The organism is Streptococcus mitis (assembly GCF_009496205.1).
GTDB classification, from domain to species: Bacteria; Bacillota; Bacilli; order Lactobacillales; family Streptococcaceae; genus Streptococcus; species Streptococcus mitis_BN.
This window is the reverse complement of sequence record NZ_WIJO01000027.1, coordinates 1-25,471: the sequence shown is the minus strand read 5'-3', so window position 1 is coordinate 25,471 and position 25,471 is coordinate 1. Positions and strand designations below refer to the sequence as shown.

General features: G+C 39.9%; 31 protein-coding genes. 29 read left to right on the top strand and 2 right to left on the bottom strand.

Annotated features, from left to right (window positions below; all coding sequences use genetic code 11):
• Positions 1–203: transposase (locus tag GEZ85_RS05945; RefSeq protein WP_194251524.1), on the bottom strand; the 203-nt coding region annotated here is incomplete at its 3' end.
• Between GEZ85_RS05945 and GEZ85_RS10340 the strand changes: the two genes are divergently transcribed.
• The 25 genes from GEZ85_RS10340 (at position 164) to gap (ending at position 21,125) form a co-directional block, all read left to right on the top strand.
• Positions 164–373: a hypothetical protein gene (locus GEZ85_RS10340; RefSeq protein WP_322741433.1), complete on the top strand. Its 210-nt coding sequence runs from the start codon at positions 164–166 to the stop codon at positions 371–373. The genes GEZ85_RS05945 and GEZ85_RS10340 overlap by 40 nt on opposite strands.
• A 41-nt stretch (positions 374–414) precedes the next feature.
• On the top strand, positions 415–780 hold the full coding sequence (locus tag GEZ85_RS05940; protein ID WP_049499212.1) for a DUF1033 family protein: 366 nt from the start codon (positions 415–417) through the stop codon (positions 778–780).
• Positions 781–856: 76 nt separating this feature from the next.
• Positions 857–1,798: a competence type IV pilus ATPase ComGA gene (gene comGA, locus GEZ85_RS05935; RefSeq protein ID WP_153209717.1), complete on the top strand. Its 942-nt coding sequence runs from the start codon at positions 857–859 to the stop codon at positions 1,796–1,798.
• Positions 1,746–2,762: a competence type IV pilus assembly protein ComGB gene (gene comGB / locus GEZ85_RS05930; RefSeq protein WP_153209728.1), complete on the top strand. Its 1,017-nt coding sequence runs from the start codon at positions 1,746–1,748 to the stop codon at positions 2,760–2,762. The genes comGA and comGB overlap by 53 nt, the downstream gene beginning before the upstream one ends.
• Before the next feature lies 1 nt (position 2,763).
• Entirely contained in the window at positions 2,764–3,087 is a 324-nt protein-coding gene (gene comGC, locus GEZ85_RS05925) for a comG operon protein ComGC (protein WP_000738641.1), read from the top strand.
• Positions 3,050–3,484 carry a competence type IV pilus minor pilin ComGD gene (gene comGD / locus GEZ85_RS05920; protein ID WP_185757749.1) on the top strand — a complete coding sequence of 145 codons (435 nt, stop codon included), beginning with the start codon at positions 3,050–3,052 and terminating at the stop codon, positions 3,482–3,484. Before comGC ends, comGD begins: the two co-directional genes overlap by 38 nt.
• Positions 3,447–3,749, top strand: a complete 303-nt coding sequence (gene comGE / locus GEZ85_RS05915) for a competence type IV pilus minor pilin ComGE (protein ID WP_153209718.1) — start codon at positions 3,447–3,449, stop codon at positions 3,747–3,749. Before comGD ends, comGE begins: the two co-directional genes overlap by 38 nt.
• Positions 3,712–4,173: a competence type IV pilus minor pilin ComGF gene (gene comGF, locus GEZ85_RS05910; protein WP_153209719.1), complete on the top strand. Its 462-nt coding sequence runs from the start codon at positions 3,712–3,714 to the stop codon at positions 4,171–4,173. The genes comGE and comGF overlap by 38 nt, the downstream gene beginning before the upstream one ends.
• Positions 4,151–4,564 (top strand): competence type IV pilus minor pilin ComGG, encoded by a 414-nt coding sequence (gene comGG, locus GEZ85_RS05905; RefSeq protein ID WP_322741434.1) that lies wholly within the window; start codon positions 4,151–4,153, stop codon positions 4,562–4,564. The genes comGF and comGG overlap by 23 nt, the downstream gene beginning before the upstream one ends.
• Before the next feature lie 32 nt (positions 4,565–4,596).
• Positions 4,597–5,184 (top strand): class I SAM-dependent methyltransferase, encoded by a 588-nt coding sequence (locus tag GEZ85_RS05900; RefSeq protein WP_153209720.1) that lies wholly within the window; start codon positions 4,597–4,599, stop codon positions 5,182–5,184.
• A 60-nt stretch (positions 5,185–5,244) separates the two neighbouring features.
• Positions 5,245–6,198: a class I SAM-dependent methyltransferase gene (locus tag GEZ85_RS05895; protein ID WP_033684717.1), complete on the top strand. Its 954-nt coding sequence runs from the start codon at positions 5,245–5,247 to the stop codon at positions 6,196–6,198.
• Between the two features lie 50 nt (positions 6,199–6,248).
• Complete coding sequence (locus GEZ85_RS05890) at positions 6,249–7,439, top strand: acetate kinase (protein ID WP_153209721.1); 1,191 nt, start codon at positions 6,249–6,251, stop codon at positions 7,437–7,439.
• A gap of 149 nt (positions 7,440–7,588) precedes the next feature.
• Positions 7,589–7,960: a ribonuclease P protein component gene (rnpA, locus tag GEZ85_RS05885; protein WP_000739245.1), complete on the top strand. Its 372-nt coding sequence runs from the start codon at positions 7,589–7,591 to the stop codon at positions 7,958–7,960.
• The gene (locus GEZ85_RS05880; RefSeq protein ID WP_322741435.1) at positions 7,935–8,759 is read left to right on the top strand and encodes a membrane protein insertase YidC; all 825 of its coding nucleotides are present in this window, start codon (positions 7,935–7,937) and stop codon (positions 8,757–8,759) included. Before rnpA ends, GEZ85_RS05880 begins: the two co-directional genes overlap by 26 nt.
• 17 nt (positions 8,760–8,776) lie before the next feature.
• Positions 8,777–9,766 carry an RNA-binding cell elongation regulator Jag/EloR gene (gene jag / locus GEZ85_RS05875; RefSeq protein ID WP_049515763.1) on the top strand — a complete coding sequence of 330 codons (990 nt, stop codon included), beginning with the start codon at positions 8,777–8,779 and terminating at the stop codon, positions 9,764–9,766.
• Between the two features lie 50 nt (positions 9,767–9,816).
• On the top strand, positions 9,817–10,440 hold the full coding sequence (locus GEZ85_RS05870; protein WP_153209723.1) for a ribonuclease P: 624 nt from the start codon (positions 9,817–9,819) through the stop codon (positions 10,438–10,440).
• 116 nt (positions 10,441–10,556) lie between these two features.
• Complete coding sequence (gene tkt, locus GEZ85_RS05865; RefSeq protein ID WP_153209724.1) at positions 10,557–12,533, top strand: transketolase; 1,977 nt, start codon at positions 10,557–10,559, stop codon at positions 12,531–12,533.
• A 116-nt stretch (positions 12,534–12,649) separates the two neighbouring features.
• Positions 12,650–12,949 carry a preprotein translocase subunit YajC gene (gene yajC, locus GEZ85_RS05860; RefSeq protein ID WP_001069289.1) on the top strand — a complete coding sequence of 100 codons (300 nt, stop codon included), beginning with the start codon at positions 12,650–12,652 and terminating at the stop codon, positions 12,947–12,949.
• Between the two features lie 46 nt (positions 12,950–12,995).
• On the top strand, positions 12,996–13,439 hold the full coding sequence (locus GEZ85_RS05855) for a low molecular weight protein-tyrosine-phosphatase (RefSeq protein WP_153209725.1): 444 nt from the start codon (positions 12,996–12,998) through the stop codon (positions 13,437–13,439).
• Positions 13,426–13,836 carry an MORN repeat-containing protein gene (locus GEZ85_RS05850; protein ID WP_020902388.1) on the top strand — a complete coding sequence of 137 codons (411 nt, stop codon included), beginning with the start codon at positions 13,426–13,428 and terminating at the stop codon, positions 13,834–13,836. Before GEZ85_RS05855 ends, GEZ85_RS05850 begins: the two co-directional genes overlap by 14 nt.
• 300 nt (positions 13,837–14,136) lie before the next feature.
• Positions 14,137–16,788 carry a bifunctional acetaldehyde-CoA/alcohol dehydrogenase gene (gene adhE, locus GEZ85_RS05845; RefSeq protein WP_000763950.1) on the top strand — a complete coding sequence of 884 codons (2,652 nt, stop codon included), beginning with the start codon at positions 14,137–14,139 and terminating at the stop codon, positions 16,786–16,788.
• A gap of 122 nt (positions 16,789–16,910) precedes the next feature.
• Positions 16,911–17,831: a helix-turn-helix domain-containing protein gene (locus GEZ85_RS05840; protein ID WP_125443903.1), complete on the top strand. Its 921-nt coding sequence runs from the start codon at positions 16,911–16,913 to the stop codon at positions 17,829–17,831.
• Between the two features lie 153 nt (positions 17,832–17,984).
• A complete protein-coding gene (locus GEZ85_RS05835) occupies positions 17,985–18,668 on the top strand; it encodes an ABC transporter ATP-binding protein (protein ID WP_153209726.1) in 684 nt (227 codons plus the stop codon).
• Positions 18,637–19,938 (top strand): ABC transporter permease, encoded by a 1,302-nt coding sequence (locus tag GEZ85_RS05830; protein ID WP_194251523.1) that lies wholly within the window; start codon positions 18,637–18,639, stop codon positions 19,936–19,938. The genes GEZ85_RS05835 and GEZ85_RS05830 overlap by 32 nt, the downstream gene beginning before the upstream one ends.
• Before the next feature lie 176 nt (positions 19,939–20,114).
• The gene (gene gap / locus GEZ85_RS05825; RefSeq protein ID WP_000260662.1) at positions 20,115–21,125 is read left to right on the top strand and encodes a type I glyceraldehyde-3-phosphate dehydrogenase; all 1,011 of its coding nucleotides are present in this window, start codon (positions 20,115–20,117) and stop codon (positions 21,123–21,125) included.
• A 75-nt stretch (positions 21,126–21,200) separates the two neighbouring features.
• Here gap and GEZ85_RS05820 read toward each other — a convergent pair whose 3' ends face one another.
• Positions 21,201–22,076, bottom strand: coding sequence for an RluA family pseudouridine synthase (locus tag GEZ85_RS05820; RefSeq protein WP_153209727.1), 876 nt, complete (start codon positions 22,074–22,076; stop codon positions 21,201–21,203).
• 86 nt (positions 22,077–22,162) lie between these two features.
• Here GEZ85_RS05820 and pbp2a point away from each other — a divergent pair, with 86 nt between their 5' ends.
• Genes pbp2a through nusG form a run of 4 tightly spaced genes read left to right on the top strand, consistent with a single transcriptional unit; the run spans position 22,163 to position 25,339 of the window.
• Positions 22,163–24,358 (top strand): penicillin-binding protein PBP2A, encoded by a 2,196-nt coding sequence (gene pbp2a / locus GEZ85_RS05815; RefSeq protein WP_078238585.1) that lies wholly within the window; start codon positions 22,163–22,165, stop codon positions 24,356–24,358.
• 52 nt (positions 24,359–24,410) lie between these two features.
• On the top strand, positions 24,411–24,563 hold the full coding sequence (gene rpmG, locus GEZ85_RS05810) for a 50S ribosomal protein L33 (protein ID WP_001809375.1): 153 nt from the start codon (positions 24,411–24,413) through the stop codon (positions 24,561–24,563).
• Positions 24,564–24,572: 9 nt separating this feature from the next.
• Positions 24,573–24,749, top strand: coding sequence for a preprotein translocase subunit SecE (gene secE / locus GEZ85_RS05805; protein WP_001210990.1), 177 nt, complete (start codon positions 24,573–24,575; stop codon positions 24,747–24,749).
• A gap of 53 nt (positions 24,750–24,802) precedes the next feature.
• Positions 24,803–25,339: a transcription termination/antitermination protein NusG gene (gene nusG, locus GEZ85_RS05800; protein ID WP_023947912.1), complete on the top strand. Its 537-nt coding sequence runs from the start codon at positions 24,803–24,805 to the stop codon at positions 25,337–25,339.
• Positions 25,340–25,471 lie beyond the last annotated feature (132 nt).

The window sequence follows — 25,471 nt, the reverse complement described above, 5'->3', positions numbered from 1 at the left end:
TGTGAATAGGCAAATAGAAGAGTAGCTATAAGCATTTTAGGGTGATAAGACGGGCGACCAAAGGCATGATAGAAGGCATGGAAGTGACAATCCTCCAAGGTATTCACCACTTTTTCAATAGTAAAGATGAGATGGTCTTGTGGTAAGAAAGAACTGATTTCTAGTGGTAAAGTTGTTTGATTTGTGTTATAGTAAATATGCATGGGATAACCTTTCTAAATGGTTTATTAAGCAATTCTATTTTACCAAGACTATCGTAACCATGCAAAAAAGCAACGGCAAATCCGTTGCTTTTTTTGGAAATAAGGGACTATTGTCCCAGACTCCTTTTATCTGGAAATTAAGAAATGAGCATATTTCTTTCCTTGTTTAGCGGAATTGGTTATAATATACGGTACAAAGGAATGAATGAATATGTATCGTGTTATAGAAATGTACGGAGATTTTGAACCTTGGTGGTTTATAGAAGGTTGGGAAGAAGATATTGTAGCAAGTAGAAAATTTGATCAGTATTATGATGCTCTCAAATACTATAAAACTTGCTGGTTTAGACTGGAACAAGAATCCCCTCTTTATAAAAGTAGAAGTGACTTGATGACTATTTTTTGGGATCCAGAAGACCAACGCTGGTGTGATGAATGTGACGACTATTTACAACAATACCATTCTTTGGCTCTTTTGCAGGACGAGCAGGTTATCCCAGATGAAAAATTACGTCCAGGCTATGAAAAACAAACAGGTAAGGAAAGGCACCGTTCTTGCCGTATGAAATTAAAATAGAGAAAAAGTAACTTTTTTGGAGTTGCTTTTTTTATTTTTCCAAATCTTTGCGAATAGTATAGGTGAGGAGGTAAGTATGGTTCAAGAAATTGCACAAGAAATCATTCGTTCGGCTCGGAAAAAAGGGGCACAAGACATTTATTTTGTCCCCAAGTTAGACGCTTATGAGCTTCATATGAGAATAGGAGACGAGCGCTGTAAAATCGGTTGTTATGATTTCGAAAAATTTGCGGCCGTCATCAGTCACTTTAAGTTTGTGGCAGGTATGAATGTTGGAGAAAAGCGACGTAGTCAACTTGGTTCCTGTGATTATGCCTATGACCAGAAGATGGCGTCCCTACGTCTATCTACTGTAGGCGATTATCGAGGGCAGGAGAGTTTGGTGATTCGCTTGTTGCATGATGAGGAGCAGGATTTGCATTTTTGGTTTCAGGATATTGAAGAACTTGGCAAGCAGTACAGGCAACGTGGTCTCTATCTCTTTGCTGGTCCAGTCGGAAGTGGCAAGACGACCTTGATGCATGAATTGGCCAAGTTACTCTTTAAAGGACAGCAAGTTATGTCCATCGAAGATCCTGTAGAAATCAAGCAGGACGACATGCTTCAGTTGCAGTTGAACGAAGCAATCGGGTTGACCTATGAAAATCTCATCAAACTTTCCTTGCGTCATCGGCCAGATCTCTTGATTATCGGAGAAATTCGGGACAGCGAGACGGCGCGTGCAGTTGTTAGAGCCAGTTTGACAGGGGCGACAGTCTTTTCAACCATCCATGCCAAGAGCATTCGAGGTGTTTATGAGCGCCTGCTGGAGTTGGGTGTGAGTGAGGAGGAATTGGCAGTCGTTCTGCAAGGTGTTTGTTACCAGAGATTAATCGGGGGAGGAGGAATCGTTGACTTTGCAAACAAAGACTATCAAGAACACCAGCCAACTAGCTGGAATGAACAGATTGACCAGCTTCTTAAAGATGGACATATCACAAGTCTTCAGGCTGAAACGGAAAAAATTAGCTACAGCTAAGCAAAAAAATATCATCACCTTGTTTAACAATCTCTTTTCCAGCGGTTTTCATCTAGTGGAGACTATCTCATTTTTAGATAGGAGTGCTTTGTTGGACAAGCAGTGTGTGACCCAGATGCGTACAGGTTTGTCTCAGGGGAAATCATTCTCAGAAATGATGGAAAGTTTGGGTTTTTCAAGTGCCATTGTCACTCAGTTATCCCTAGCTGAAGTTCATGGGAATCTCCACCTTAGTTTAGGAAAGATAGAAGAGTATCTGGACAATCTGACCAAGGTCAAGAAAAAATTAATTGAAGTAGCGACCTATCCCTTGATTTTGCTGGGTTTTCTTTTCTTAATTATGCTGGGGCTACGGAACTATCTACTACCACAACTGGATAGTAGCAATATTGCCACCCAAATCATTGGAAATCTGCCACAAATCTTTCTAGGAATGGTGGGGTTTGTTTCCATACTTGCCCTTTTAGCACTAACTTTCTATAAAAGAAGTTCCAAAATGCGTGTCTTTTCTATCTTAGCGCGTCTTCCCTTCTTTGGAATCTTTGTTCAGACTTATTTGACAGCTTATTATGCGCGTGAATGGGGGAATATGATTTCTCAAGGGATGGAGTTGACGCAGATTTTTCAAATGATGCAGGAACAAGGTTCCCAACTCTTTAAAGAAATCGGTCAAGATCTAGCTCAAGCCCTACAAAATGGTCGCGAATTTTCTCAAACCATAGCAACCTATCCTTTCTTTAAGAAAGAGTTGAGTCTTATTATCGAGTATGGTGAAGTCAAGTCCAAGCTGGGGAGTGAGTTGGAAATCTATGCTGAAAAAACTTGGGAAGCCTTTTTTACCCGAGTTAACCGCACCATGAATTTGGTGCAGCCACTGGTTTTTATCTTTGTGGCACTGATTATCGTTTTACTTTATGCGGCAATGCTCATGCCCATGTATCAAAATATGGAGGTAAATTTTTAACATGAAAAAAATGATGACATTCTTGAAAAAAGCGAAAGTGAAGGCTTTTACACTTGTGGAGATGTTGGTGGTCTTGCTCATCATCAGCGTGCTTCTCTTGCTCTTTGTACCTAATCTGACCAAGCAAAAAGAAGCAGTCAACGACAAAGGAAAAGCTGCTGTTGTTAAGGTGGTGGAAAGCCAGGCAGAGCTTTATAGCTTAGATAAAAATGAAGATGCTAGCCTAAGCAAGTTACAAGCAGATGGGAGAATCACAGAAGAACAGGCTAAAGCTTATAAAGAATACCATGCTAAACAAAATACCAGTCAAACCGTTGCAGATTAAGGCCTTTACCATGCTTGAAAGTCTCTTGGTTTTGGGTCTTGTGAGTATCCTTGCCTTGGGCTTGTCAGGTTCTGTTCAGTCCACTTTTGCGGCGGTAGAGGATCAGATTTTCTTTATGGAGTTTGAAGAACTCTATCGGGAAACCCAAAAACGCAGTGTAGCCAGTCAGCAAAAGACTAGTCTGAACTTAGATGGGCAGACAATCACTAACGGCAGTCAAAAGTTGACAGTTCCCAAAGGGATTCAGGCACCATCAGGCCAAAGTATTACATTTGATCGAGCTGGGGGCAATTCGTCCCTGGCTAAGGTTGAATTTCATACCAGTAAAGGAGCGATTCGTTATCAATTATATCTAGGAAATGGAAAAATTAAACGCATTAAGGAAACAAAAAATTAGGGCAGTGATTTTACTGGAAGCAGTGGTTGCTTTAGCTATCTTTGCTAGTATTGCGACCCTACTTTTGGGACAAATTCAAAAAAATAGGCAAGAAGAAGCAAAAATCTTGCAAAAGGAAGAAGTCTTGAGGGTAGCTAAGATGGCCTTGCAGACAGGTCAAAATCAGGTAAACATAAACGGAGTTGAGATTCAGATGTTTTCTAGTGAAAAAGGATTGGAGGTTTATCATGGCTCAGAACAGTTGTTGGCTATCAAAGAGCCATAAGGTCAAGGCTTTTACCTTGTTAGAATCCCTTATTGCTCTCGTTGTTATCAGTGGAAGCTTACTCCTCTTTCAAGCCATGAGTCAGCTCCTCATTTCAGAAGTTCGCTACCAGCAGCAAAGCGAGCAAAAAGAGTGGCTCTTGTTTGTGGATCAGCTAGAGGCAGAATTAGACCGTTCGCAGTTCGAAAAAGTAGAAGGCAATCGTATCTATATGAAGCAGGATGGTAAGGATATCTCTATTGGTAAGTCAAAATCGGACGATTTTCGAAAAACCGATGCCGGTGGACGAGGTTATCAGCCCATGGTTTATGGCCTCAAATCAGCTCAGATTACAGAGGATAAGCAATTGGTTCGTTTTCGTTTCCAGTTTCAGAAAGGCTTAGAAAGGGAGTTCATCTATCGTGTGGAAAAAGAAAAAAGTTAAGGCAGGAGTTCTCCTCTATGCAGTCACCATTTCAGCCATTTTCAGCCTTTTATTGCAGTTCTATTTGAACCGACAAGTCGCCCACTATCAAGACTATGCTGTAAATAAAGAAAAGTTAATCGCTTTTGCCATGGCTAAACGAACCAAGGATAAAGCCGAGCAAGAAAGTGGGGAGCAGGTCTTTAATCTAGGTCAGGTAAGCTATCAAAACAAGAAAACTGGCTTGGTGACGACGGTTCGTACGCCTAAGAGTCAATATGAGTTCCTATTTCCTTCAGTCAAAATCAAAGAAGAGAAAACGGATAAAAAGGAAAAGGTAGTGACTGATTCAAGTAATCAAGCGGAAAAGAAAAAATCAGAAGAGAAGTCTGAAAAGAAAGAGAATTCCTAGTCAATTCAACTACTTTGTGCTAAACTAAAAATATGAAACATGATTTTAACCACAAAGCAGAAACTTTCGATTCCCCTAAAAATATCTTTCTTGCAAACTTGGTTTGTCAAGCAGTTGAGAAACAGATTGATTTTCTATCAGACAAAGAAATTTTGGATTTCGGTGGAGGGACGGGTCTACTATCCTTACCCCTAGCCAAGCAGGCCAAGTCTGTAACATTGGTGGATATTTCGGAGAAAATGATGGAGCAAGCTCGTTTGAAAGCGGAGCAGCAAGACATCAAGAATATCCAGTTTTTGGAGCAAGATTTACTGGAAAGACCCTTGGAGAAAGAGTTTGATCTCATTGTTGTTTGTCGTGTTCTTCATCATATGCCTGATTTGGATGCGGCTCTCTCACTGTTTCATCAACATCTGAGAGAAAACGGACAACTTTTACTTGCTGATTTTACCAAGACAGAAGCTAACCATCACGGATTTGAATTGGTTGAACTAGAAAACAGGCTAATTCAGCACGGTTTTTCATCTGTGCATAGTCAGATCCTCTATAGCGCTGAAGACCTGTTTCAAGGAAATTACTCAGAACTCTTTTTAACAGTAGCCCAAAAATCACTCGCCTAGTCAGGGAGTGATTTTTCTATAAGGATGGAAAAAAGAAGGGAAATTTGATAAGATAGGAATATGGATTTTGAAAAAATTGAACAAGCTTATACGTATTTACTAGAGAATGTCCAAGTCATTCAAAGTGATTTGGCGACCAACTTTTATGACGCCCTGGTGGAGCAAAACAGCATCTATTTGGATGGTGAGACTGAGTTAGAGCAGGTCAAGGAGAACAATCAGGCCCTTAAGCGTTTAGCACTACGCAAAGAAGAATGGCTCAAGACCTACCAGTTTCTCTTGATGAAGGCTGGACAAACAGAACCCTTGCAGGCCAATCACCAGTTTACACCGGATGCTATTGCTTTGCTTTTAGTGTTTATTGTGGAAGAGTTGTTTACAGAGAAGGAAATCACTATCCTCGAAATGGGTTCTGGGATGGGAATTTTGGGCGCTACTTTCTTGACCTCGCTTGCTAAAAAAGTGGATTACTTGGGAATGGAAGTGGATGATTTGCTGATTGATTTGGCGGCTAGTATGGCAGATGTAATTGGTTTGCAGGCTGGTTTTGTCCAAGGAGATGCCGTTCGTCCACAAATGCTCAAAGAAAGCTATGTGGTCATCAGCGACTTGCCTGTCGGCTATTATCCTGATGATGCCGTTGCGTCGCGCCATCAAGTTGCTTCTAGTCAAGAACATACCTACGCCCATCACTTGCTCATGGAACAAGGACTTAAGTACCTCAAGTCAGATGGATACGCTATTTTTCTCGCTCCGAGTGATTTGTTGACCAGTCCTCAAAGTGATTTGTTGAAAGGTTGGTTGAAAGAGGAGGCGAATCTAGTTGCCATGATCAGTCTGCCTGAAAATCTCTTTGCCAATGCCAAACAATCTAAGACTATTTTTATCTTACAGAAGAAAAGTGAAATAGCAGTGGAGCCTTTTGTTTATCCACTTGCTAGCTTGCAAGATGCAAGTGTTTTAATGAAATTTAAAGAAAATTTTCAAAAATGGACTCAAGGTACTGAAATATAAAATAGATTTTGTTATAATAGATGAAAACGCTTAAAAAGGGGTATCATGTTATGACAAAAACAATTGCAATCAATGCGGGAAGTTCAAGTTTGAAATGGCAACTTTATCAAATGCCAGAGGAAAAAGTTCTTGCTAAAGGTTTAATTGAACGGATTGGTTTGAAAGATTCTATTTCAACTGTAAAATTTGATGGCCGTTCTGAACAACAAATTTTGGATATCGAAAATCACACACAAGCTGTTAAAATCTTATTGGATGATTTGATTCGTTTCGATATTATCAAGGCTTATGATGAGATTACAGGTGTTGGACACCGTGTTGTTGCCGGTGGAGAATATTTCAAAGAATCAACAGTCGTTGAGGGAGATGTTTTAGAAAAAGTTGAAGAGTTGAGCTTGTTGGCTCCTCTCCACAATCCAGCCAATGCAGCAGGTGTTCGTGCCTTCAAGGAATTGTTGCCAGACATTACCAGTGTAGTTGTTTTTGATACTTCATTCCACACAACTATGCCAGAGAAAGCTTATCGCTACCCTCTACCAACAAAATATTACACAGAAAACAAGGTTCGTAAATATGGTGCCCACGGTACAAGTCACCAGTTTGTAGCAGGAGAAGCAGCAAAACTCTTGGGCCGTCCATTAGAGGACTTGAAATTGATTACTTGCCACATCGGTAATGGTGCTTCTATTACAGCTGTTAAGGGTGGTCAATCTGTTGATACTTCAATGGGATTCACTCCACTTGGTGGTGTGATGATGGGAACACGTACAGGAGATATTGACCCAGCTATCATTCCTTACTTAATGCAATATACAGAGGACTTTAACACGCCTGAAGACATTAGTCACGTTCTTAATCGTGAATCAGGACTGATGGGGGTTTCAGGTAAATCTAGTGATATGCGTGATGTGATTGCTGCTATGGAAGAAGGGGACCACGATGCCACTTTGGCTTATGAAATGTATGTTGACCGTATCCAAAAACATATCGGGCAATACATTGCGGTCCTAAATGGAGCAGATGCTATTATCTTTACTGCAGGTATCGGTGAAAATGCTGCAAACGTACGTGAAGATGTTATCTCAGGTATCTCTTGGTTTGGCTGTGATGTTGATCCAGAAAAGAACGTCTTTGGCGTGACAGGAGACATCTCAACAGATGCAGCGAAGATTCGTGTCTTGGTTATTCCAACAGATGAAGAATTAGTCATTGCCCGTGACGTTGAACGTTTGAAAAAATAACTAAAATCAGAAAAAATATTCCGTACAAGGAGTTGGGAAAGAGATTTTTCCAGCTTCTTTTTCTGATGGAAATGTCCAAAACCTTGCTATGATTGGCTTTTTTGAAAAATATGGTATAATAGTAGTAATTTAATAGATGGAGTTGAGTTTTGAAGAAAAACTTTCGTGTAAAAAGAGAGAAAGATTTTAAGGCGATTTTCAAGGAGGGGACAAGTTTTGCCAATCGCAAATTTGTTGTCTACCAATTAGAAAACCAGAAAAACCATTTTCGAGTAGGTCTATCAGTTAGCAAAAAACTGGGGAATGCGGTCACTAGAAATCAAATTAAGCGACGGATTCGGCATATTATCCAGAATGCCAAAGGGAGTCTGGTAGAAGATGTCGACTTTGTTGTCATTGCTCGAAAAGGAGTCGAAACCTTGGGATACGCAGAGATGGAGAAAAATCTACTCCACGTATTAAAATTATCAAAGATTTACCAGGAAGGAAATGGGAGTGAAAAAGAAACTACAGTTGACTAGTTTGCTAGGACTGTCCCTATTGATCATGACAGCCTGTGCAACTAATGGGACAACTAGCGATATTACAGCCGATTCGGCTGATTTTTGGAGTAAATTTGTTTACTTCTTTGCGGAAATCATTCGCTTTTTGTCGTTTGATATCAGTATCGGAGTGGGAATTATCCTCTTTACGGTCTTGATTCGTACAGTTCTCTTGCCAGTCTTCCAAGTGCAAATGGTGGCTTCTAGAAAAATGCAGGAAGCTCAACCACGTATTAAGGCGCTTCGAGAACAATATCCAGGTCGAGATATAGAAAGCAGAACCAAGCTAGACCAGGAAATGCGTAAAGTCTTTAAAGAAATGGGTGTCAGACAGTCAGATTCTCTTTGGCCGATTTTGATTCAGATGCCGGTTATCTTGGCCTTGTTCCAAGCTCTATCAAGAGTTGACTTTTTAAAGACAGGTCATTTCTTATGGATTAACCTTGGTGGTGTGGATACAACCCTTGTTCTTCCGATTTTAGCAGCAGTATTCACCTTTTTAAGTACTTGGTTATCCAATAAAGCCTTGTCTGAGCGTAATGGAGCTACGACTGCGATGATGTACGGTATTCCGGTCTTGATTTTTATCTTTGGGGTTTATGCTCCGAGCGGAGTCGCTCTCTACTGGGCAGTGTCCAATGCTTATCAAGTCTTGCAAACCTATTTCTTGAACAATCCATTCAAGATTATTGCAGAGCGCGAGGCTGTAGTACAGGCACAGAAAGATTTGGAAAATAGAAAAAGAAAAGCCAAGAAAAAGGCTCAGAAAACGAAATAATAAGGAGGAATCTGGTAATGGTAGTATTTACAGGTTCAACTGTTGAAGAAGCAATCCAGAAAGGATTGAAAGAATTAGATATCCCAAGACTGAAGGCTCATATCAAAGTCATTTCTCGTGAGAAAAAAGGATTTCTTGGTTTATTTGGTAAAAAACCAGCCCAAGTGGATATTGATGCTATTAGTGAAACGACAGTTGTAAAAGCAAACCAACAAGCTGTAAAGGGAGTTCCGAAGCAAATTAATGATTTGAATGAGCCTGTTAAAACAGTCAGTGAAGCAACTGTTGATTTGGGTCATGTTGTAGAGGCAATTAAAAAGATTGAGGAAGAAGGCCAAGGTATTTCTGATGAAGTCAAGGCTGAAATCTTAAAACATGAAAGACATGCCAGCACTATCTTAGAAGAAACTGGTCACATTGAGATTTTAAATGAATTACAACTTGAAGAAACTGCTCTCGAAGAAGAAGTAGAAACTCCTATTATTGAAAACCAAGCTGAGCAAACTGAAAGTCAAGAACTAGAAGACTTGGGCTTAAAAGTTGAACCGAGCTTTGATATTGAACAAGTAGCTACGGAAGTAACGACTTATGTTCAAACAATTATTGATGACATGGATGTTGAAGCTACACTTTCAAATGACTATAACCGTCGTAGCATCAATTTGCAAATTGATACTAACGAACCAGGTCGTATTATCGGCTACCATGGTAAAGTCTTGAAGGCCTTGCAACTATTGGCTCAAAATTATCTTTACAACCGCTATTCAAGAACCTTCTACATTACTATTAATGTCAATGATTATGTTGAACACCGTGCAGAAGTCTTGCAGACCTATGCGCAAAAATTGGCGACTCGTGTTTTAGAAGAAGGACGCAGTCATCAGACAGATCCAATGTCAAATAGCGAACGCAAGATTATTCATCGTATTATTTCACGTATGGATGGCGTGACCAGTTACTCTGAAGGTGATGAGCCAAATCGTTATGTTGTCGTAGATACAGAATAAGTAAAATCAGGGTTATCCTGATTTTTTGCTAGCTGGAGGAGATTAAATTAATGTTGAATAAGATAAGAGACTATTTAGACTTTGCTGATTTGCAGTACCGTAATCCTGATAAGGCGGGAGCAGAGCGAGAGAAAATGCTGGAATTGCGCCACAAAGGCCAAGAGGCTCGAAAGGCTTTTACAGAACTGGCTAAAGCCTTTCAAGCAAGTCATCCAGAATGGCAACTCCAACAGACTAGCCAGTGGATGAATCAGGCGCAACGTTTACGACCACATTTTTGGGTTTATCTACAGAGAGACGGACAAGTAACAGAACCTATGTTGGCTCTTCGTTTGTATGGGACATCTACTGACTTTGGAATTTCCTTAGAGGTCAGTTTCATCGAGCGTAAGAAAGATGAGCGAACTCTAGGCAAGCAGGCCAAAGTTTTAAAAGTTCCAACCGTTGAAGGTGTTTATTATCTAGTCTACTCTGATGGTCAAAGTCAACGGTGGGAGGCGAACGAAGAAAATCGTCAAATTTTAAGAAATAAACTATCCAATCAGGAAGTCCGAAAAGTGTTAGTTAAGGCAGATGTTTCTTTTATTGAAAATCAATCATTAGAAAATATTTTAGAAAAATTAGAAGAAGCTTATGAACGCTTACTTCCCTACTATCAGGCGACTAGAGGGTAGAAATCACGAGACTTATCTAGAGTCGAATTGATTTATTGCTATTCTATGTATTTTTTCATATAATAGTAAAATAGAATGTGTGATCCAATAATCACCTTAAATAGAAAGGAAATTCTATGTCAAATCTATCTGTTAATGCAATTCGTTTCCTAGGTATTGACGCCATTAATAAAGCCAACTCAGGTCACCCAGGTGTGGTTATGGGAGCGGCTCCAATGGCTTATAGCCTCTTTACAAAACAACTTCGTATCAATCCAGCTCAACCAAACTGGATTAACCGCGACCGCTTTATTCTTTCAGCAGGACATGGTTCAATGCTCCTTTATGCCCTTCTACACCTTTCTGGTTTTGAAGATGTCAGCATGGATGAAATCAAGAGCTTCCGCCAATGGGGTTCTAAAACACCAGGTCACCCAGAATTTGGTCATACAGCAGGGATTGATGCTACGACAGGTCCTCTAGGACAAGGAATCTCAACTGCCACTGGTTTTGCCCAAGCAGAACGTTTCTTGGCAGCCAAATATAACCGCGAAGGCTACAATATCTTTGACCACTATACTTACGTTATCTGTGGAGACGGAGACTTGATGGAAGGTGTCTCAAGCGAGGCAGCTTCATATGCAGGTTTGCAAAAATTGGATAAGTTGGTTGTTCTTTATGATTCAAATGACATTAACTTGGATGGTGAGACAAAGGATTCCTTTACAGAAAGTGTTCGTGACCGTTATAATGCTTACGGTTGGCATACAGCCTTGGTTGAAGATGGAACAGACTTGGAAGCAATCCATGCTGCTATCGAAACAGCTAAAGCTTCAGGCAAACCATCTTTGATTGAAGTGAAGACTGTCATTGGATATGGTTCTCCAAACAAACAAGGAACTAATGCCGTACACGGTGCCCCTCTTGGAGCAGATGAAACTGTAGCAACTCGTCAAGCCCTTGGTTGGGATTATGAACCATTTGAAATTCCAGAACAAGTTTATGCTGATTTCAAAGAACATGTTGCAGACCGTGGCGCATCAGCTTATCAAGCTTGGACAAAATTAGTTGCTGATTATAAAAAAGCTCATCCAGAACTTGCAGCAGAAGTCGAAGCTATCATTGACGGACGTGATCCAGTTGAAGTGACTCCAGCAGACTTCCCAGCTTTAGAAAATGGCTTCTCTCAAGCAACTCGTAATTCAAGTCAGGATGCTTTGAACGTTGTAGCGGCTAAGTTGCCAACCTTCTTAGGAGGTTCAGCTGATCTTGCTCACTCAAACATGACTTATATCAAAACTGACGGACTTCAAGACGATGCCAATCGCTTGAACCGTAACATTCAGTTTGGTGTTCGTGAATTTGCAATGGGGACGATCTTGAACGGGATGGCCCTTCACGGTGGACTTCGTGTATATGGTGGAACTTTCTTCGTATTCTCTGACTATGTGAAGGCAGCTGTCCGCTTGTCAGCCTTGCAAGGACTTCCTGTGACTTATGTCTTTACCCACGATTCAATCGCAGTTGGTGAAGATGGGCCAACGCACGAACCAGTTGAACACTTAGCAGGTCTTCGTGCTATGCCAAATCTAAATGTTTTCCGTCCAGCAGATGCGCGTGAAACTCAAGCAGCTTGGTACCTTGCAGTGACAAGTAAGAAAACGCCAACTGCCCTTGTATTGACCCGTCAAAACTTGACTGTTGAAGAGGGAACAGACTTCGACAAGGTTGCAAAAGGTGCCTATGTCGTCTATGAAAATGCAGCAGATTTTGATACCATCTTGATTGCAACAGGTTCAGAGGTCAATCTAGCTGTCTCAGCTGCTAAAGAATTGGCTAGTCAAGGCGCAAAAGTCCGCGTAGTCAGCATGCCATCCACAGATGTCTTTGACGCACAAGATGCAGCATACAAGGAAGAAATTCTTCCAACTGCAGTTCGCCGTCGTGTTGCAGTCGAAATGGGTGCAACTCAAAACTGGTACAAATACGTTGGTCTTGATGGTGCCGTTCTCGGTATTGATACCTTCGGAGCCTCTGCCCCAGCACCAAAAGTATTGGCAGAATATGGCTTTACTGTCGAAAATCTTGTAAAAGTCGTTCAAAATTTGAAATAATCCTAAAAATCAGGGCGCAAGCTCTGGTTTTTCTTGTTAGAAAAGCAAGGTACAATCTTGTAAAAGTAGCTGAAATTTGATATAGTAGTCCTATGTAAAAGACAAAGGAGAAGAAAATGAATCCAAATTATACATTTTTAATTATGCTTGTAGCGATGTTGGGCTTGATGTTCTTTATGCAACGCTCTCAAAAGAAACAAGCACAAAAACGTATGGAAAGCTTAAATAAACTACAAAAAGGCTATGAAGTGATTACAATCGGTGGACTTTACGGAACAGTCGATGAAGTAGATACTGAGAAGAGAACGATTGTTCTTGATGTAGATGGAGTTTACTTGACTTTTGAACTAGCTGCTATCAAGACAGTATTACCGCTGAAAGAAACAGCTTCACTAGAAGGCGCAATTGAAAAATAAGACGGGATTACTAACTCCCGTTTTTCTATAATAGAAAGGAAATGGGATGAAAAGACTAGTCTTTGTCTGTCTGGGGAATATTTGCCGTAGTCCTATGGCTGAGTTTGTTATGAAATCAATGACAGATAATTATGAAATCCAAAGTCGAGCGACTTCTTCTTGGGAACATGGCAATCCGATTCATAAGGGAACTCAAGGGATTTTTCAACAGTATGAGATTCCTTATGATAAAGGCAAGACATCGCTTCAGATTAGTAAGGAAGATTTTGAAGCCTTTGATTATATTATCGGAATGGACGCTTCAAATGTTTCTGACCTACGTCAGATGTGTCCAGTAGACTGTCAAGATAAGATTTACTCATTTGCATCTGAAAGTGTTCCAGATCCTTGGTATACAGGAGATTTTGAGGAAACCTATCAGCGTGTTCAAGAGGGGTGTCAAGCATGGTTAGAACGTTTAGAGAAGGAGAGTGAAGATGGAAAATCTTAAGAATTTTTACGAAAAGTATCGTGTCTATCTGACTCGTCCACGTTTAGAGCTTTTGGCAGTAGTTACCATTGTTTTTTGTGCCGTACTCGTCTTTTTTCTAAATATTCCCGGAAAAGGTGTCTTAAAACTCGATAATGGAACGATTGTTTACGACGGCAGTCTTGTACGTGGTAAAATGAATGGCCAAGGAACCATTACCTTCCAAAATGGGGACCAATATACAGGTGGTTTCAACAATGGAGCCTTCAACGGAAAAGGTACCTTTCAATCTAAAGAAGGCTGGACCTACGAAGGCGATTTTGTAAATGGTCAGGCTGAAGGAAAAGGAAAACTAACAACAGAACAAGAAGTTGTTTATGAAGGGACTTTTAAACAAGGCGTTTTTCAACAAAAATAAAGCCTCCTTATCAAAGGAGGTATTGTTATCATCTAAAAGTAAGCGCTTACTAGAAAATTTATCTCTTTCCAAGTTCCTCTTCCAATCAAGCTTGTGAAATAAAAAAATATTTGAAATTCATTTCACAAACTCTAAAGAAAAAACTTGATAAGTAAAGAAAATGAGAAAAAATTCACAAACAATAAAAAATTCTTTGTGAAATGTTTATGAAACTGTTTACAAAGTTGAAATAATGCGTTATAATAAACTTGTGAAAAAATTAACAAAGGATATCGATCCTTGAAAGCTATGGAGGAAAATATGGCTGATAAAAAAACTGTGACACCAGAGGAAAAGAAACTCGCTGCTGAGAAGCATGTTGATGGATTGGTGCAAAAAGCTCTAGTTGCCCTTGAGGAAATGCGTAAACTCGACCAAGAACAGGTTGACTATATCGTAGCTAAAGCGTCAGTGGCAGCTTTGGATGCCCACGGAGAATTGGCTATACATGCCTATGAAGAAACAGGACGTGGTGTATTTGAAGATAAAGCAACTAAGAACTTGTTTGCTTGTGAACACGTAGTAAACAACATGCGTCACACTAAGACAGTTGGCGTTATCGAAGAAGACGATGTAACAGGTTTGACTCTTATCGCAGAACCAGTTGGTGTTGTCTGTGGTATCACTCCAACAACAAACCCAACATCAACAGCAATCTTCAAATCATTGATTTCATTGAAGACACGTAACCCAATCGTCTTTGCTTTCCATCCATCAGCACAAGAATCATCTGCTCATGCAGCTCGTATCGTTCGCGATGCAGCTATCGCAGCTGGAGCTCCTGAAAACTGCGTACAGTGGATCACTGAACCATCTATGGAAGCAACAAGTGCCCTTATGAACCACGAAGGTGTTGCAACAATCCTTGCAACAGGTGGTAATGCCATGGTTAAAGCTGCATACTCATGTGGTAAACCAGCTCTTGGGGTAGGTGCCGGAAACGTTCCAGCTTATGTTGAAAAATCAGCAAACATCCGTCAAGCAGCACACGATATCGTTATGTCTAAATCATTTGATAATGGTATGGTCTGTGCATCTGAACAAGCGGTTATCATTGATAAAGAAATTTATGATGAATTTGTAGCAGAGTTCAAATCATATCACACTTACTTTGTAAACAAAAAAGAAAAAGCACTTCTTGAAGAATTCTGCTTCGGCGTGAAAGCAAATAGCAAAAACTGTGCTGGTGCAAAATTGAACGCTGACATCGTTGGTAAACCAGCAACCTGGATTGCAGAACAAGCAGGATTTACAGTTCCAGAAGGAACAAACATTCTTGCTGCAGAATGTAAAGAAGTTGGCGAAAATGAGCCATTGACTCGTGAAAAATTATCACCAGTTATCGCAGTTTTGAAATCTGAAAGCCGTGAAGATGGTATTACTAAGGCTCGTCAAATGGTTGAATTTAACGGTCTTGGCCACTCAGCAGCTATCCACACAGCTGATGAAGAATTGACTAAAGAATTTGGTAAAGCTGTTAAAGCTATTCGTGTTATCTGTAACTCACCTTCTACTTTCGGTGGTATCGGGGACGTTTACAATGCCTTCTTGCCATCATTGACACTTGGATGTGGTTCTTACGGACGCAACTCAGTTGGGGATAACGTTAGTGCCATTAACCTCTTGAATATCAAAAAAGTCGGAAGACGGAGAAATAACATGCAATGGATGAAACTTCCTTCAAAAACATACTTTGAACGTGATTCAATTCAATACCTTCAAAAATGTCGTGACGTTGAACGTGTCATGATCGTTACTGACCATGCCATGGTAGAGCTTGGTTTCCTTGATCGTATCATCGAGCAACTTGATCTTCGTCGCAATAAGGTTGTTTACCAAATCTTTGCTGATGTAGAACCAGATCCAGATATCACAACTGTAAACCGTGGTACTGAGATTATGCGTGCCTTCAAACCAGATACAATCATCGCTCTCGGTGGTGGATCTCCAATGGATGCTGCTAAAGTAATGTGGCTCTTCTACGAACAACCAGAAGTGGACTTCCGTGACCTTGTTCAAAAATTCATGGATATCCGTAAACGTGCCTTCAAATTCCCATTGCTTGGTAAGAAGACTAAATTCATCGCGATCCCAACTACATCTGGTACAGGATCTGAAGTAACACCATTTGCCGTTATCTCTGATAAAGCAAACAACCGTAAATACCCAATCGCTGACTACTCATTGACACCAACTGTGGCAATCGTAGACCCTGCCTTGGTATTGACAGTTCCTGGATTTGTAGCTGCTGATACTGGTATGGACGTATTGACCCACGCGACTGAAGCTTACGTATCACAAATGGCTAGCGACTACACTGACGGTCTTGCACTTCAAGCCATCAAGCTTGTATTCGAAAACCTTGAAAGCTCAGTTAAGAATGCAGACTTCCATTCACGTGAGAAAATGCATAACGCTTCAACAATCGCTGGTATGGCCTTTGCCAATGCCTTCCTAGGTATTTCTCACTCAATGGCCCATAAGATTGGTGCGCAATTCCACACAATCCACGGTCGTACAAATGCTATCTTGCTTCCATACGTCATCCGCTACAACGGTACACGTCCAGCTAAGACAGCAACATGGCCTAAGTACAACTACTACCGTGCAGATGAAAAATACCAAGATATCGCACGTATGCTTGGCCTTCCAGCTTCTACTCCAGAAGAAGGTGTGGAATCTTATGCAAAAGCTGTCTACGAACTTGGTGAGCGCGTAGGTATCCAAATGAACTTCAAAGCACAAGGAATCGATGAAAAAGAATGGAAAGAACATTCTCGTGAATTGGCCTTCCTTGCTTATGAAGATCAATGTTCACCAGCTAACCCACGTCTTCCAATGGTTGACCATATGCAAGAAATCATCGAAGATTCTTACTATGGTTACAAAGAAAGACCAGGACGCCGTAAATAATTGTTATCAGCCTAGAGGCAGGAGAAATCCTGTCTCTTTTTTGTAATTCTATTTGAAAAATGGTATAATCATCGCATATATTTATTTGAAAATCAAACCTTTAATAATCATGCGAGGGGCAAATGAACAAGATAAATGAGTTAGGGGATAAAGTGCGACTTTTAAGAGAGGAGAAAGGACTTAGTCGTCCAGTTTTTTGCGGGGATGAGTCTGAACTATCAGTGCGTCAGCTGGTGCGGATAGAAAAAGGAGAATTTCGACCGACTATAAAAACACTAGAATATATTGCAGATAGATTAGAAATTCCGTCCTATGTCTTGATGCCAGATTATAAGGAATTGCCTAAACGCTACCAAGAATTAAAGTACTTTCTTTTACATCACCCTGACTATGGAGACAAGGAGTTGCAAGAACAAAAGGAAGAATATTTTGATGAGATTTTTGAGTGTTTTTATGATGACCTGCCCCGTGATGAGAAGATGATAGTGGACTGCCTTCAGGCAATAGATGCAGTGAGAGCGACTAGTAATTCTTTATACGGAAGTGGTGTGATTGAGGACAGTCTTCAAGACTTACTATCCAGAGATGTATATAAGGCTGAGGAATTGTTGAAATTGAGACTGTATTTTCTTTGTCAGTTAATGGATGGTTTAAACGAGGGTGAGATAAAAAAGTCTGATCATGAAACTATTCTTTATTTTCATGACAAATTAAGTTCTCAGGTTGATAAGATAGAGTTCGATTGTTTGGACTTACTTAGAGACTCCTTGTTAGCTTCTTTAACTTGTATAGAGGTTATGGGGTTGCTTCATTATTTTAAGAGGGCAGTCGAGACCTTAAATAAAATAGGGCAAAAAACACGAGATTTTCAAAAACAACCGATTGTCTTGATGGTGGAGTGGAAATATTATATTCAGATGGATTATGATACAGCCAAACAAAAGTATGAAGAAGCAAAAATGATGGCAAGGATGTTTGGCAATGGGAAGTTACTCGTTAGTTTAGATAATGAATGGGCCGAGGATCTAGAAAGATATCGTTAAAGAGTTTATAGGAGTGACATTTCTGTCATTGGAGAAATGTCGCTTTTTTGTTAAAATGAATTTTACTTGATATACATCCGGTGCTGATGCAACTCTAAGGATTTTCTATCAGTATGATGTATGATGATAACAGTTTTAAACAAGGGGGAAAGAATGTCTATTTTATCCATTAAAAATATTTCAAAGTTTTACACTTTGGACGGTAAACATCAAGAACAGGCTTTAAAGAATATTAACCTGCAGATTGCAAAAGGTAAAATTACAGCGATTTACGGTCCATCAGGCTGTGGCAAAACCAGTCTACTAAACATCATAAGTGGTTTAGACAGACAATATGAAGGAGATTTAGAGTTTAAAGGGGAATCCCTCCGTGACTTATCAGAGATTGAACTAACTCAATTTCGTAAAGATAAGATTGGATTTGTGTTTCAAAACTTTAACCTCATTCCACATCAGTCTGTCTTGGACAATGTCAAGCTACCTCTCTATGTCAAAGATTTATCTGACAGGGAGATGACAATGATTGCAAAGGAGCAATTAAGTAGCTTAGGAATGGAGCCTTTTATGGCTAAAAATGTTAAACAGCTTTCTGGCGGGCAAAAGCAACGTGTAGCAATCGCGCGTGCCTTGGTAAATCAGCCTGATATGATTGTAGCAGATGAGCCAACGGGGTCACTGGATTCTCAATCTCAAGAAATGGTATTGGAAGTATTTAAAAATTTAGCCCAGACAGGGAAAACAGTATTGATTGTAACCCATAATCCAGAGGTTGCTGCATATGCAGATGTGATTATCAAAATGAAGGATGGTGAAGTCGTTGAAGAAGTCAAAAAATAAAGGATTATCATTGAAAAACAAATTCAAACTTTCTTTAAATAACTTTCTGGAAAGAAAGTGGCGTAACTTATTGATTGCGCTAGCAACCTCAATCGGTTTTGTAGGAGTCTTAATTTCTTTCGGCTTGGGAAATGCTTTGATTTCGATGATTGATGAAAATACGAATGGAGGTCAAATTCCTTCTCAAGTTCAGATTGCTTTAAACACAGAAAATGCTGGACGAGGCTTTTTGAACCAAGATGATAAGAACTATATCACGGATACAGTTGGCAAAGAAGCTATTAAATATTTGGAGAGTCCTTTTGGGATGACCATGTCAAATATTACTATAGATGGGCAAGAAATGGCTCTGAGTCAAACGATGCCTTCTTATGCTCAAGTAGTGAGTCTCTATGAGGATACAAGTATTTCTGTTAGTAGTAATGAGGCGGACAAAGTATTAGCCGGTTCCCTCTATACTGATGCAAATGAACAGGGCTTGACGATTCCAAGCAGTTTACTAAAAAGTTGGAATGAACAGACAGGAAAAAATCTGACGGCTAGTGATATTATTGGTAAATCAGTCTCAGCCAGCATTGTAGAAAATGCTGCTGAAGCTAGCAAGATTGCTCAATTTCAAACGAAGATTGTGCGTGTAATCAATGATGAAGATGACATGGAGGATAGCAACAGTTTCATGCCGTCTAATCAAATGGAAACAATTTTGAAAGAAGCTGGATTTACAAAAGCTGTATCTTATTTTATCTTGGAACTTAAAGATCCATCACAGACAAAAGTGGTAACAGAAGAATTGCAGAAAAATAAGAAGTATACTGTTCTTTCTCAACAGAAGGTTCTTGATATTGTGATTACTTTTATTCGTGTTATTCAGGGATTGTTGATTGTGCTTTCATCACAAGCTATTGTGGTAGCAGCGGTCATGATTGGCATCATCATTTACATTAATATCATGCAACGTTCTAAGGAAATAGGTGTCATGAAGGCAGTTGGTTATCAAAATCATGATGTCAAAGGGATTTTTATTTACGAGGCTATTTGGATTGTAGGCATCGCCTTGTTACTGGCCTTTTTGGTTGCACAAGGGGTGGGAAGTTTGGCGAATGCGGTTGTAAATCACTTTTATCCATCCATCACTAAGGTTTTTGAATTAAATTTGTTATCTGTTTTAGGAACTCTAGCTTTCGCTCTATTACTTGGTTATGTCTCAGCCTACTTCCCAGCACGTAAAATTAGTAAAATGGATCCTGTAGAATCGCTACGATATGAATAGTAAGGAAGTTCTTGATTTATAGCCTGAAAAAGAAACTAACATAGAAAAACAATGCCCGTACTTGCAATTAAACTTAAATAGTTATATAATAGGTTTGTTGAAAGGTGATTTGTAGTGATTCAAGTTACTCTTTTCACAATAAAAATTTCATGATTTTCATAAGGAGGAAATCACTAATGGTAGTTAAAGTTGGTATTAACGGTTTCGGACGTATCGGTCGTCTTGCTTTCCGTCGTATCCAAAACGTAGAAGGTGTTGAAGTTACTCGTATCAACGACCTTACAGATCCAGTTATGCTTGCACACTTGTTGAAATACGACACAACTCAAGGTCGTTTCGACGGTACTGTTGAAGTTAAAGAAGGTGGATTTGAAGTTAACGGTAAATTCATCAAAGTTTCTGCTGAGCGTGATCCAGAACAAATCGACTGGGCTAACGACGGTGTAGAAATCGTTCTTGAAGCTACTGGTTTCTTTGCTAAGAAAGCAGCTGCTGAAAAACACTTGCACGCTGGTGGAGCTAAAAAAGTTGTTATCACTGCTCCTGGTGGAAACGACGTTAAAACAGTTGTATTCAACACTAACCACGACGTTCTTGACGGTACTGAAACAGTTATCTCAGGTGCTTCATGTACTACAAACTGCTTGGCTCCAATGGCTAAAGCTCTTCAAGACAACTTTGGTGTTGTTGAAGGATTGATGACTACTATCCACGCTTACACTGGTGACCAAATGATTCTTGACGGACCACACCGTGGTGGTGACCTTCGCCGTGCTCGCGCTGGTGCTGTAAACATCGTTCCTAACTCAACTGGTGCTGCAAAAGCTATCGGTCTTGTAATCCCAGAATTGAACGGTAAATTGGACGGAGCTGCTCAACGTGTTCCTGTTCCAGCAGGTTCTGTAACTGAGTTGGTAGCAGTTCTTGAAAAGAACGTTACTGTTGACGAAGTGAACGCAGCTATGAAAGCAGCTTCAAACGAATCATACGGATACACTGAAGATCCAATCGTATCTTCAGATATCCTAGGTATGTCTTACGGTTCATTGTTTGACGCAACTCAAACTAAAGTTCTTGACGTTGACGGTAAACAATTGGTTAAAGTTGTATCATGGTACGACAACGAAATGTCATACACTGCACAACTTGTTCGTACTCTTGAATACTTCGCAAAAATTGCTAAATAATTCTTGAGTCGATAAAAAGCAAGGCCTCTTGGTCTTGCTTTTCTTATTTATATAGAAGAATGGATGACACGACAATCATCCATTCTTTTTTAATTCTTTTTCAAAGGTATCTGAAAGGGTAGTGAAGCTTAATTTCTCTAGAGTAAGCGGATGGGTAAAGGACAGACGAAAGGCGTGGAGCATAAGCCGACTCGTCCTTGATTTGCTATTATAGAGAGGGTCACCCAGGATCGGGAAGTTATGATGCGAAAGGTGCACACGAATTTGATGTGTTCGCCCTGTCTTTAGTTTGCAACGAATCAAGGAAGTTTTGTTTGGTAATTGCTTTAATCTGCTTACATGTGTTTCAGCATATTGTCCATTTTTTGTATCAACTATTCGTTTTCTGCGGTCATGGCGATCACGCCCAATTTTGTCTTTGAAAACAAGTTCTTTGCTGTTGATATGTCCGTCGACCTGTGCCCAATATTCCCTAGAAATCTCTTTTTTCTCCAGTAAGCGATTGAGAATAGGCAGGATAAAAGGATTTTTGGCAAAGAGAACCAAGCCACTGGTTTCCATGTCTAGACGATGAACAACATAGCAGGTTTGGCCAACATAGGCACTGACATGGTTAAGAAGGGCGATTTCGTTTGGTTGGTTACCGTGGGTTTTCATACCCTCTGGTTTGTTTACAATAATCAAGTGTTGATCTTGATAAACTTCCTGAACAAGCTCAGAGTTGCCCCAAGGAATTTCTTTTTTGGGATAATCTTCCTCGTCAAAAGTCAACTGGCAAACATCTCCAGGACTTACAATCTCGTTCCAGCGAACTTCTCGCTGATTAATTAAAATATGTTTCTTGATTCTCAAAAAATGCCGGATTTTTCTAGGAATGAGGAGTTGTTCCTCAAGTAATTGCTTTACCGTCATTTGAGGTAGAGAGTCTGGTAATGTAAATGTGAATTGCATACAGATATTGTAACAAAAAAAGCCCTATTTTGATAGGAAATAGCTAAATTCTTGTCTTCCTATGATGAAGATGATAAAATAAACGCATGAAATTAGATAAATTATTCGAGAAATTTCTTTCTCTTTTTAAAAAAGAAACAAGTGAATCAGAGGATTCTGGGTCTACTAGCTTGCGTCGTTCTCGCAGTGATAGAAAAAAATTAGCCCAAGTGGGTCCAATTCGAAAATTCTGGCGTCGCTATCATCTAACAAAGATTGTCCTTATACTAGGTTTGAGTGCAGGCTTGCTAGTTGGAACCTATTTGTTTGCTGTAGCCAAGTCAACCAATGTCAATGATTTGCAAAATGCCTTGAAAACTCGAACTCTTATTTTTGACCGTGAAGAAAAGGAGGCTGGTGCCTTGTCTGGTCAAAAAGGAACCTATGTTGAACTGACTGATATCAGTAAAAATTTGCAGAATGCCGTTATTGCGACAGAAGACCGTTCTTTCTATAAAAATGACGGGATTAACTATGGTCGTTTCTTCTTGGCTATTGTAACAGCTGGCCGTTCAGGTGGTGGATCTACTATTACCCAACAGCTAGCTAAAAACGCTTATTTGTCACAGGATCAAACTGTTGAGAGAAAAGCGAAAGAATTTTTCCTTGCCTTAGAATTAACAAAAAAATATAGTAAGGATCAAATTCTAACCATGTACCTTAACAACGCTTATTTTGGAAATGGTGTGTGGGGTGTAGAAGATGCGAGTAAGAAATACTTTGGAGTTTCTGCATCAGAAGTGAGTCTGGATCAAGCTGCGACTCTGGCAGGAATGCTAAAGGGGCCGGAACTGTATAATCCTTTGAATTCTGTAGAAGATTCTACCAATCGTCGCGATACTGTTTTGCAGAATATGCTTGCAGCGGGTTACATTGATAAAAACCAAGAAACCGAAGCAGCAGAAGTTGATATGACTTCGCAATTGCACGATAAGTATGAGGGAAAAATCTCAGATTACCGCTATCCTTCTTACTTTGATGCGGTTGTTAATGAAGCTGTTTCCAAGTATAATCTAACAGAGGAAGAAATCGTAAATAATGGCTACCGCATTTACACAGAGCTGGACCAAAACTACCAAGCAAATATGCAGGTTGTCTATGAAAATACAGCTCTATTTCCTAGGGCAGAGGATGGAACATTTGCTCAATCAGGAAGTGTAGCTCTCGAACCGAAAACAGGTGGAGTTCGTGGAGTTGTCGGTCAGGTTGCTGGCAATGATAAAACTGGATTCCGGAATTTCAACTATGCAACTCAATCAAAACGTAGCCCTGGTTCTACAATTAAGCCTTTAGTTGTTTATACGCCGGCAGTTGAAGCTGGCTGGGCTTTGAATAAGCAGTTGGATAACCATACCATGCAGTATGACAGCTATAAGGTTGATAACTATGCAGGGATCAAAACGAGTCGAGAAGTTCCTATGTATCAAGCCTTGGCAGAATCGCTTAATCTGCCTGCTGTTGCCACTGTTAATGATTTGGGCGTTGATAAGGCTTTTGAGGCGGGCGAAAAATTCGGACTCAACATGGAAAAGGTCGATCGTGTTCTTGGTGTCGCCTTGGGAAGCGGTGTTGAAACCAACCCTCTTCAAATGGCTCAAGCATATGCTGCCTTTGCAAATGAAGGTTTAATGCCGGAAGCTCATTTTATTAGTAGAATTGAAAATGCTAGTGGTCAGGTCATTGCGAGCCATAAAAATTCACAAAAACGGGTGATTGATAAGTCTGTAGCTGACAAGATGACCAGTATGATGTTGGGAACATTTACAAACGGAACAGGTATTAGTTCATCACCTGCAGACTATGTCATGGCAGGAAAAACAGGAACAACTGAAGCTGTTTTTAATCCGGAATACACAAGTGACCAGTGGGTGATTGGTTATACACCGGATGTAGTGATTAGTCACTGGCTTGGTTTCCCTACGACTGATGAAAATCACTATCTAGCAGGATCTACTTCAAACGGTGCAGCCCATGTCTTTAGAAACATTGCCAATACCATTTTACCTTATACGCCAGGAAGTACCTTTACAGTTGAAAATGCGTATAAGCAAAATGGAATTGCACCAGCCAATACAAGAAATCAAGTACAGAGTAATGAAGAAAATCAGGCGGATAATAGCCTTTCTGATATTAGAAGTCGTGCACAAAATCTGGTAGATGAGGCTAGCCGTGCTATCTCGGATGCTAAAATTAAGGAAAAGGCTCAAACGATATGGGATTCGGTAGTCAATCTATTTCGTTAAGATGCTTGTCAAAGCCTAGCTTTCTTGTTATAATAGATAAGATGGAGGCGTTATGGCACTAAAAAAAGCAAGCCTAGCTTGTGCGGTTTGTGGTTCGAGAAACTATTCAATCAAGATCAGCGGAAACCCCAAGCCAACACGACTAGAAGTAAATAAATTTTGTAAACATTGTGGTAAGTACACTACACACAGAGAAACGAGATAGGAGAGAGCGATGCGTTTTATTGGAGATATTTTTAGACTTCTTAAAGACACAACATGGCCAACTCGCAAGGAAAGCTGGAGAGATTTTCGTTCTATCATGGAATACACTGCTTTCTTTGTTGTGATTATTTATATTTTTGACAAGTTGATTGTTTCAGGTTTGATTCGATTTATTAACATTTTTTAGAAGACCTGTGGAGTTATTCACGCTAGAAATCTTCTATTATGAAAGGAAGTATCATGGATAGTTTTGATAAAGGATGGTTTGTCTTACAAACCTATTCTGGTTATGAAAATAAGGTAAAAGAAAATCTATTGCAACGTGCACAAACCTACAATATGTTGGATAATATTTTACGTGTTGAAATTCCAACACAAACAGTGCAAGTTGAAAAAAATGGAAAGAGAAAAGAAGTAGAAGAGAATCGCTTTCCAGGTTATGTTCTTGTAGAAATGGTGATGACAGATGAAGCTTGGTTTGTTGTTCGAAACACACCAAACGTTACAGGATTCGTCGGATCTCACGGAAATAGATCAAAACCAACTCCATTATTGGAACAAGAAATCCGTGATATCTTGGTTTCTATGGGACAAACTGTACAAGAGTTTGATATCGATGTTGAAGTTGGTCAAACTGTACGTATCATTGATGGTGCTTTTGCAGACTATACTGGTAAGATTACAGAGATTGATAACAATAAAGTGAAGATGATTATCTCTATGTTTGGTAATGACACAGTTGCAGAAGTAAACCTAAACCAAATTGCAGAAATATAACCCTGAGAGAGGCAAGCCCTCTCTTTTTTGTGCAGTTGAGGCGGTGTAGGGAACAGAATAGGCGAAAAGGCCCCAATTAAGTTCTTGATTTGTTAGACTGTATCTAGAAAGGGGGAAGCTTATGCTTAAAAA

What these genes read in the sequence shown, in the direction of transcription:
- GEZ85_RS05940 (WP_049499212.1), top strand. Translation starts at nt 415, where the DNA reads ATGTATCGTGTTATAGAAATGTACGGAGATTTTGAACCTTGGTGGTTT.
- comGA (WP_153209717.1), top strand. Translation starts at nt 857, where the DNA reads ATGGTTCAAGAAATTGCACAAGAAATCATTCGTTCGGCTCGGAAAAAA.
- comGB (WP_153209728.1), top strand. Translation starts at nt 1,746, where the DNA reads ATGGACATATCACAAGTCTTCAGGCTGAAACGGAAAAAATTAGCTACA.
- comGC (WP_000738641.1), top strand. Translation starts at nt 2,764, where the DNA reads ATGAAAAAAATGATGACATTCTTGAAAAAAGCGAAAGTGAAGGCTTTT.
- comGD (WP_185757749.1), top strand. Translation starts at nt 3,050, where the DNA reads ATGCTAAACAAAATACCAGTCAAACCGTTGCAGATTAAGGCCTTTACC.
- comGE (WP_153209718.1), top strand. Translation starts at nt 3,447, where the DNA reads ATGGAAAAATTAAACGCATTAAGGAAACAAAAAATTAGGGCAGTGATT.
- comGF (WP_153209719.1), top strand. Translation starts at nt 3,712, where the DNA reads ATGGCTCAGAACAGTTGTTGGCTATCAAAGAGCCATAAGGTCAAGGCT.
- GEZ85_RS05900 (WP_153209720.1), top strand. Translation starts at nt 4,597, where the DNA reads ATGAAACATGATTTTAACCACAAAGCAGAAACTTTCGATTCCCCTAAA.
- GEZ85_RS05895 (WP_033684717.1), top strand. Translation starts at nt 5,245, where the DNA reads ATGGATTTTGAAAAAATTGAACAAGCTTATACGTATTTACTAGAGAAT.
- GEZ85_RS05890 (WP_153209721.1), top strand. Translation starts at nt 6,249, where the DNA reads ATGACAAAAACAATTGCAATCAATGCGGGAAGTTCAAGTTTGAAATGG.
- jag (WP_049515763.1), top strand. Translation starts at nt 8,777, where the DNA reads ATGGTAGTATTTACAGGTTCAACTGTTGAAGAAGCAATCCAGAAAGGA.
- GEZ85_RS05870 (WP_153209723.1), top strand. Translation starts at nt 9,817, where the DNA reads ATGTTGAATAAGATAAGAGACTATTTAGACTTTGCTGATTTGCAGTAC.
- tkt (WP_153209724.1), top strand. Translation starts at nt 10,557, where the DNA reads ATGTCAAATCTATCTGTTAATGCAATTCGTTTCCTAGGTATTGACGCC.
- yajC (WP_001069289.1), top strand. Translation starts at nt 12,650, where the DNA reads ATGAATCCAAATTATACATTTTTAATTATGCTTGTAGCGATGTTGGGC.
- GEZ85_RS05855 (WP_153209725.1), top strand. Translation starts at nt 12,996, where the DNA reads ATGAAAAGACTAGTCTTTGTCTGTCTGGGGAATATTTGCCGTAGTCCT.
- GEZ85_RS05850 (WP_020902388.1), top strand. Translation starts at nt 13,426, where the DNA reads ATGGAAAATCTTAAGAATTTTTACGAAAAGTATCGTGTCTATCTGACT.
- adhE (WP_000763950.1), top strand. Translation starts at nt 14,137, where the DNA reads ATGGCTGATAAAAAAACTGTGACACCAGAGGAAAAGAAACTCGCTGCT.
- GEZ85_RS05840 (WP_125443903.1), top strand. Translation starts at nt 16,911, where the DNA reads ATGAACAAGATAAATGAGTTAGGGGATAAAGTGCGACTTTTAAGAGAG.
- GEZ85_RS05835 (WP_153209726.1), top strand. Translation starts at nt 17,985, where the DNA reads ATGTCTATTTTATCCATTAAAAATATTTCAAAGTTTTACACTTTGGAC.
- GEZ85_RS05830 (WP_194251523.1), top strand. Translation starts at nt 18,637, where the DNA reads ATGGTGAAGTCGTTGAAGAAGTCAAAAAATAAAGGATTATCATTGAAA.
- gap (WP_000260662.1), top strand. Translation starts at nt 20,115, where the DNA reads ATGGTAGTTAAAGTTGGTATTAACGGTTTCGGACGTATCGGTCGTCTT.
- GEZ85_RS05820 (WP_153209727.1), bottom strand. Translation starts at nt 22,076, where the DNA reads ATGCAATTCACATTTACATTACCAGACTCTCTACCTCAAATGACGGTA.
- pbp2a (WP_078238585.1), top strand. Translation starts at nt 22,163, where the DNA reads ATGAAATTAGATAAATTATTCGAGAAATTTCTTTCTCTTTTTAAAAAA.
- rpmG (WP_001809375.1), top strand. Translation starts at nt 24,411, where the DNA reads ATGGCACTAAAAAAAGCAAGCCTAGCTTGTGCGGTTTGTGGTTCGAGA.
- secE (WP_001210990.1), top strand. Translation starts at nt 24,573, where the DNA reads ATGCGTTTTATTGGAGATATTTTTAGACTTCTTAAAGACACAACATGG.
- nusG (WP_023947912.1), top strand. Translation starts at nt 24,803, where the DNA reads ATGGATAGTTTTGATAAAGGATGGTTTGTCTTACAAACCTATTCTGGT.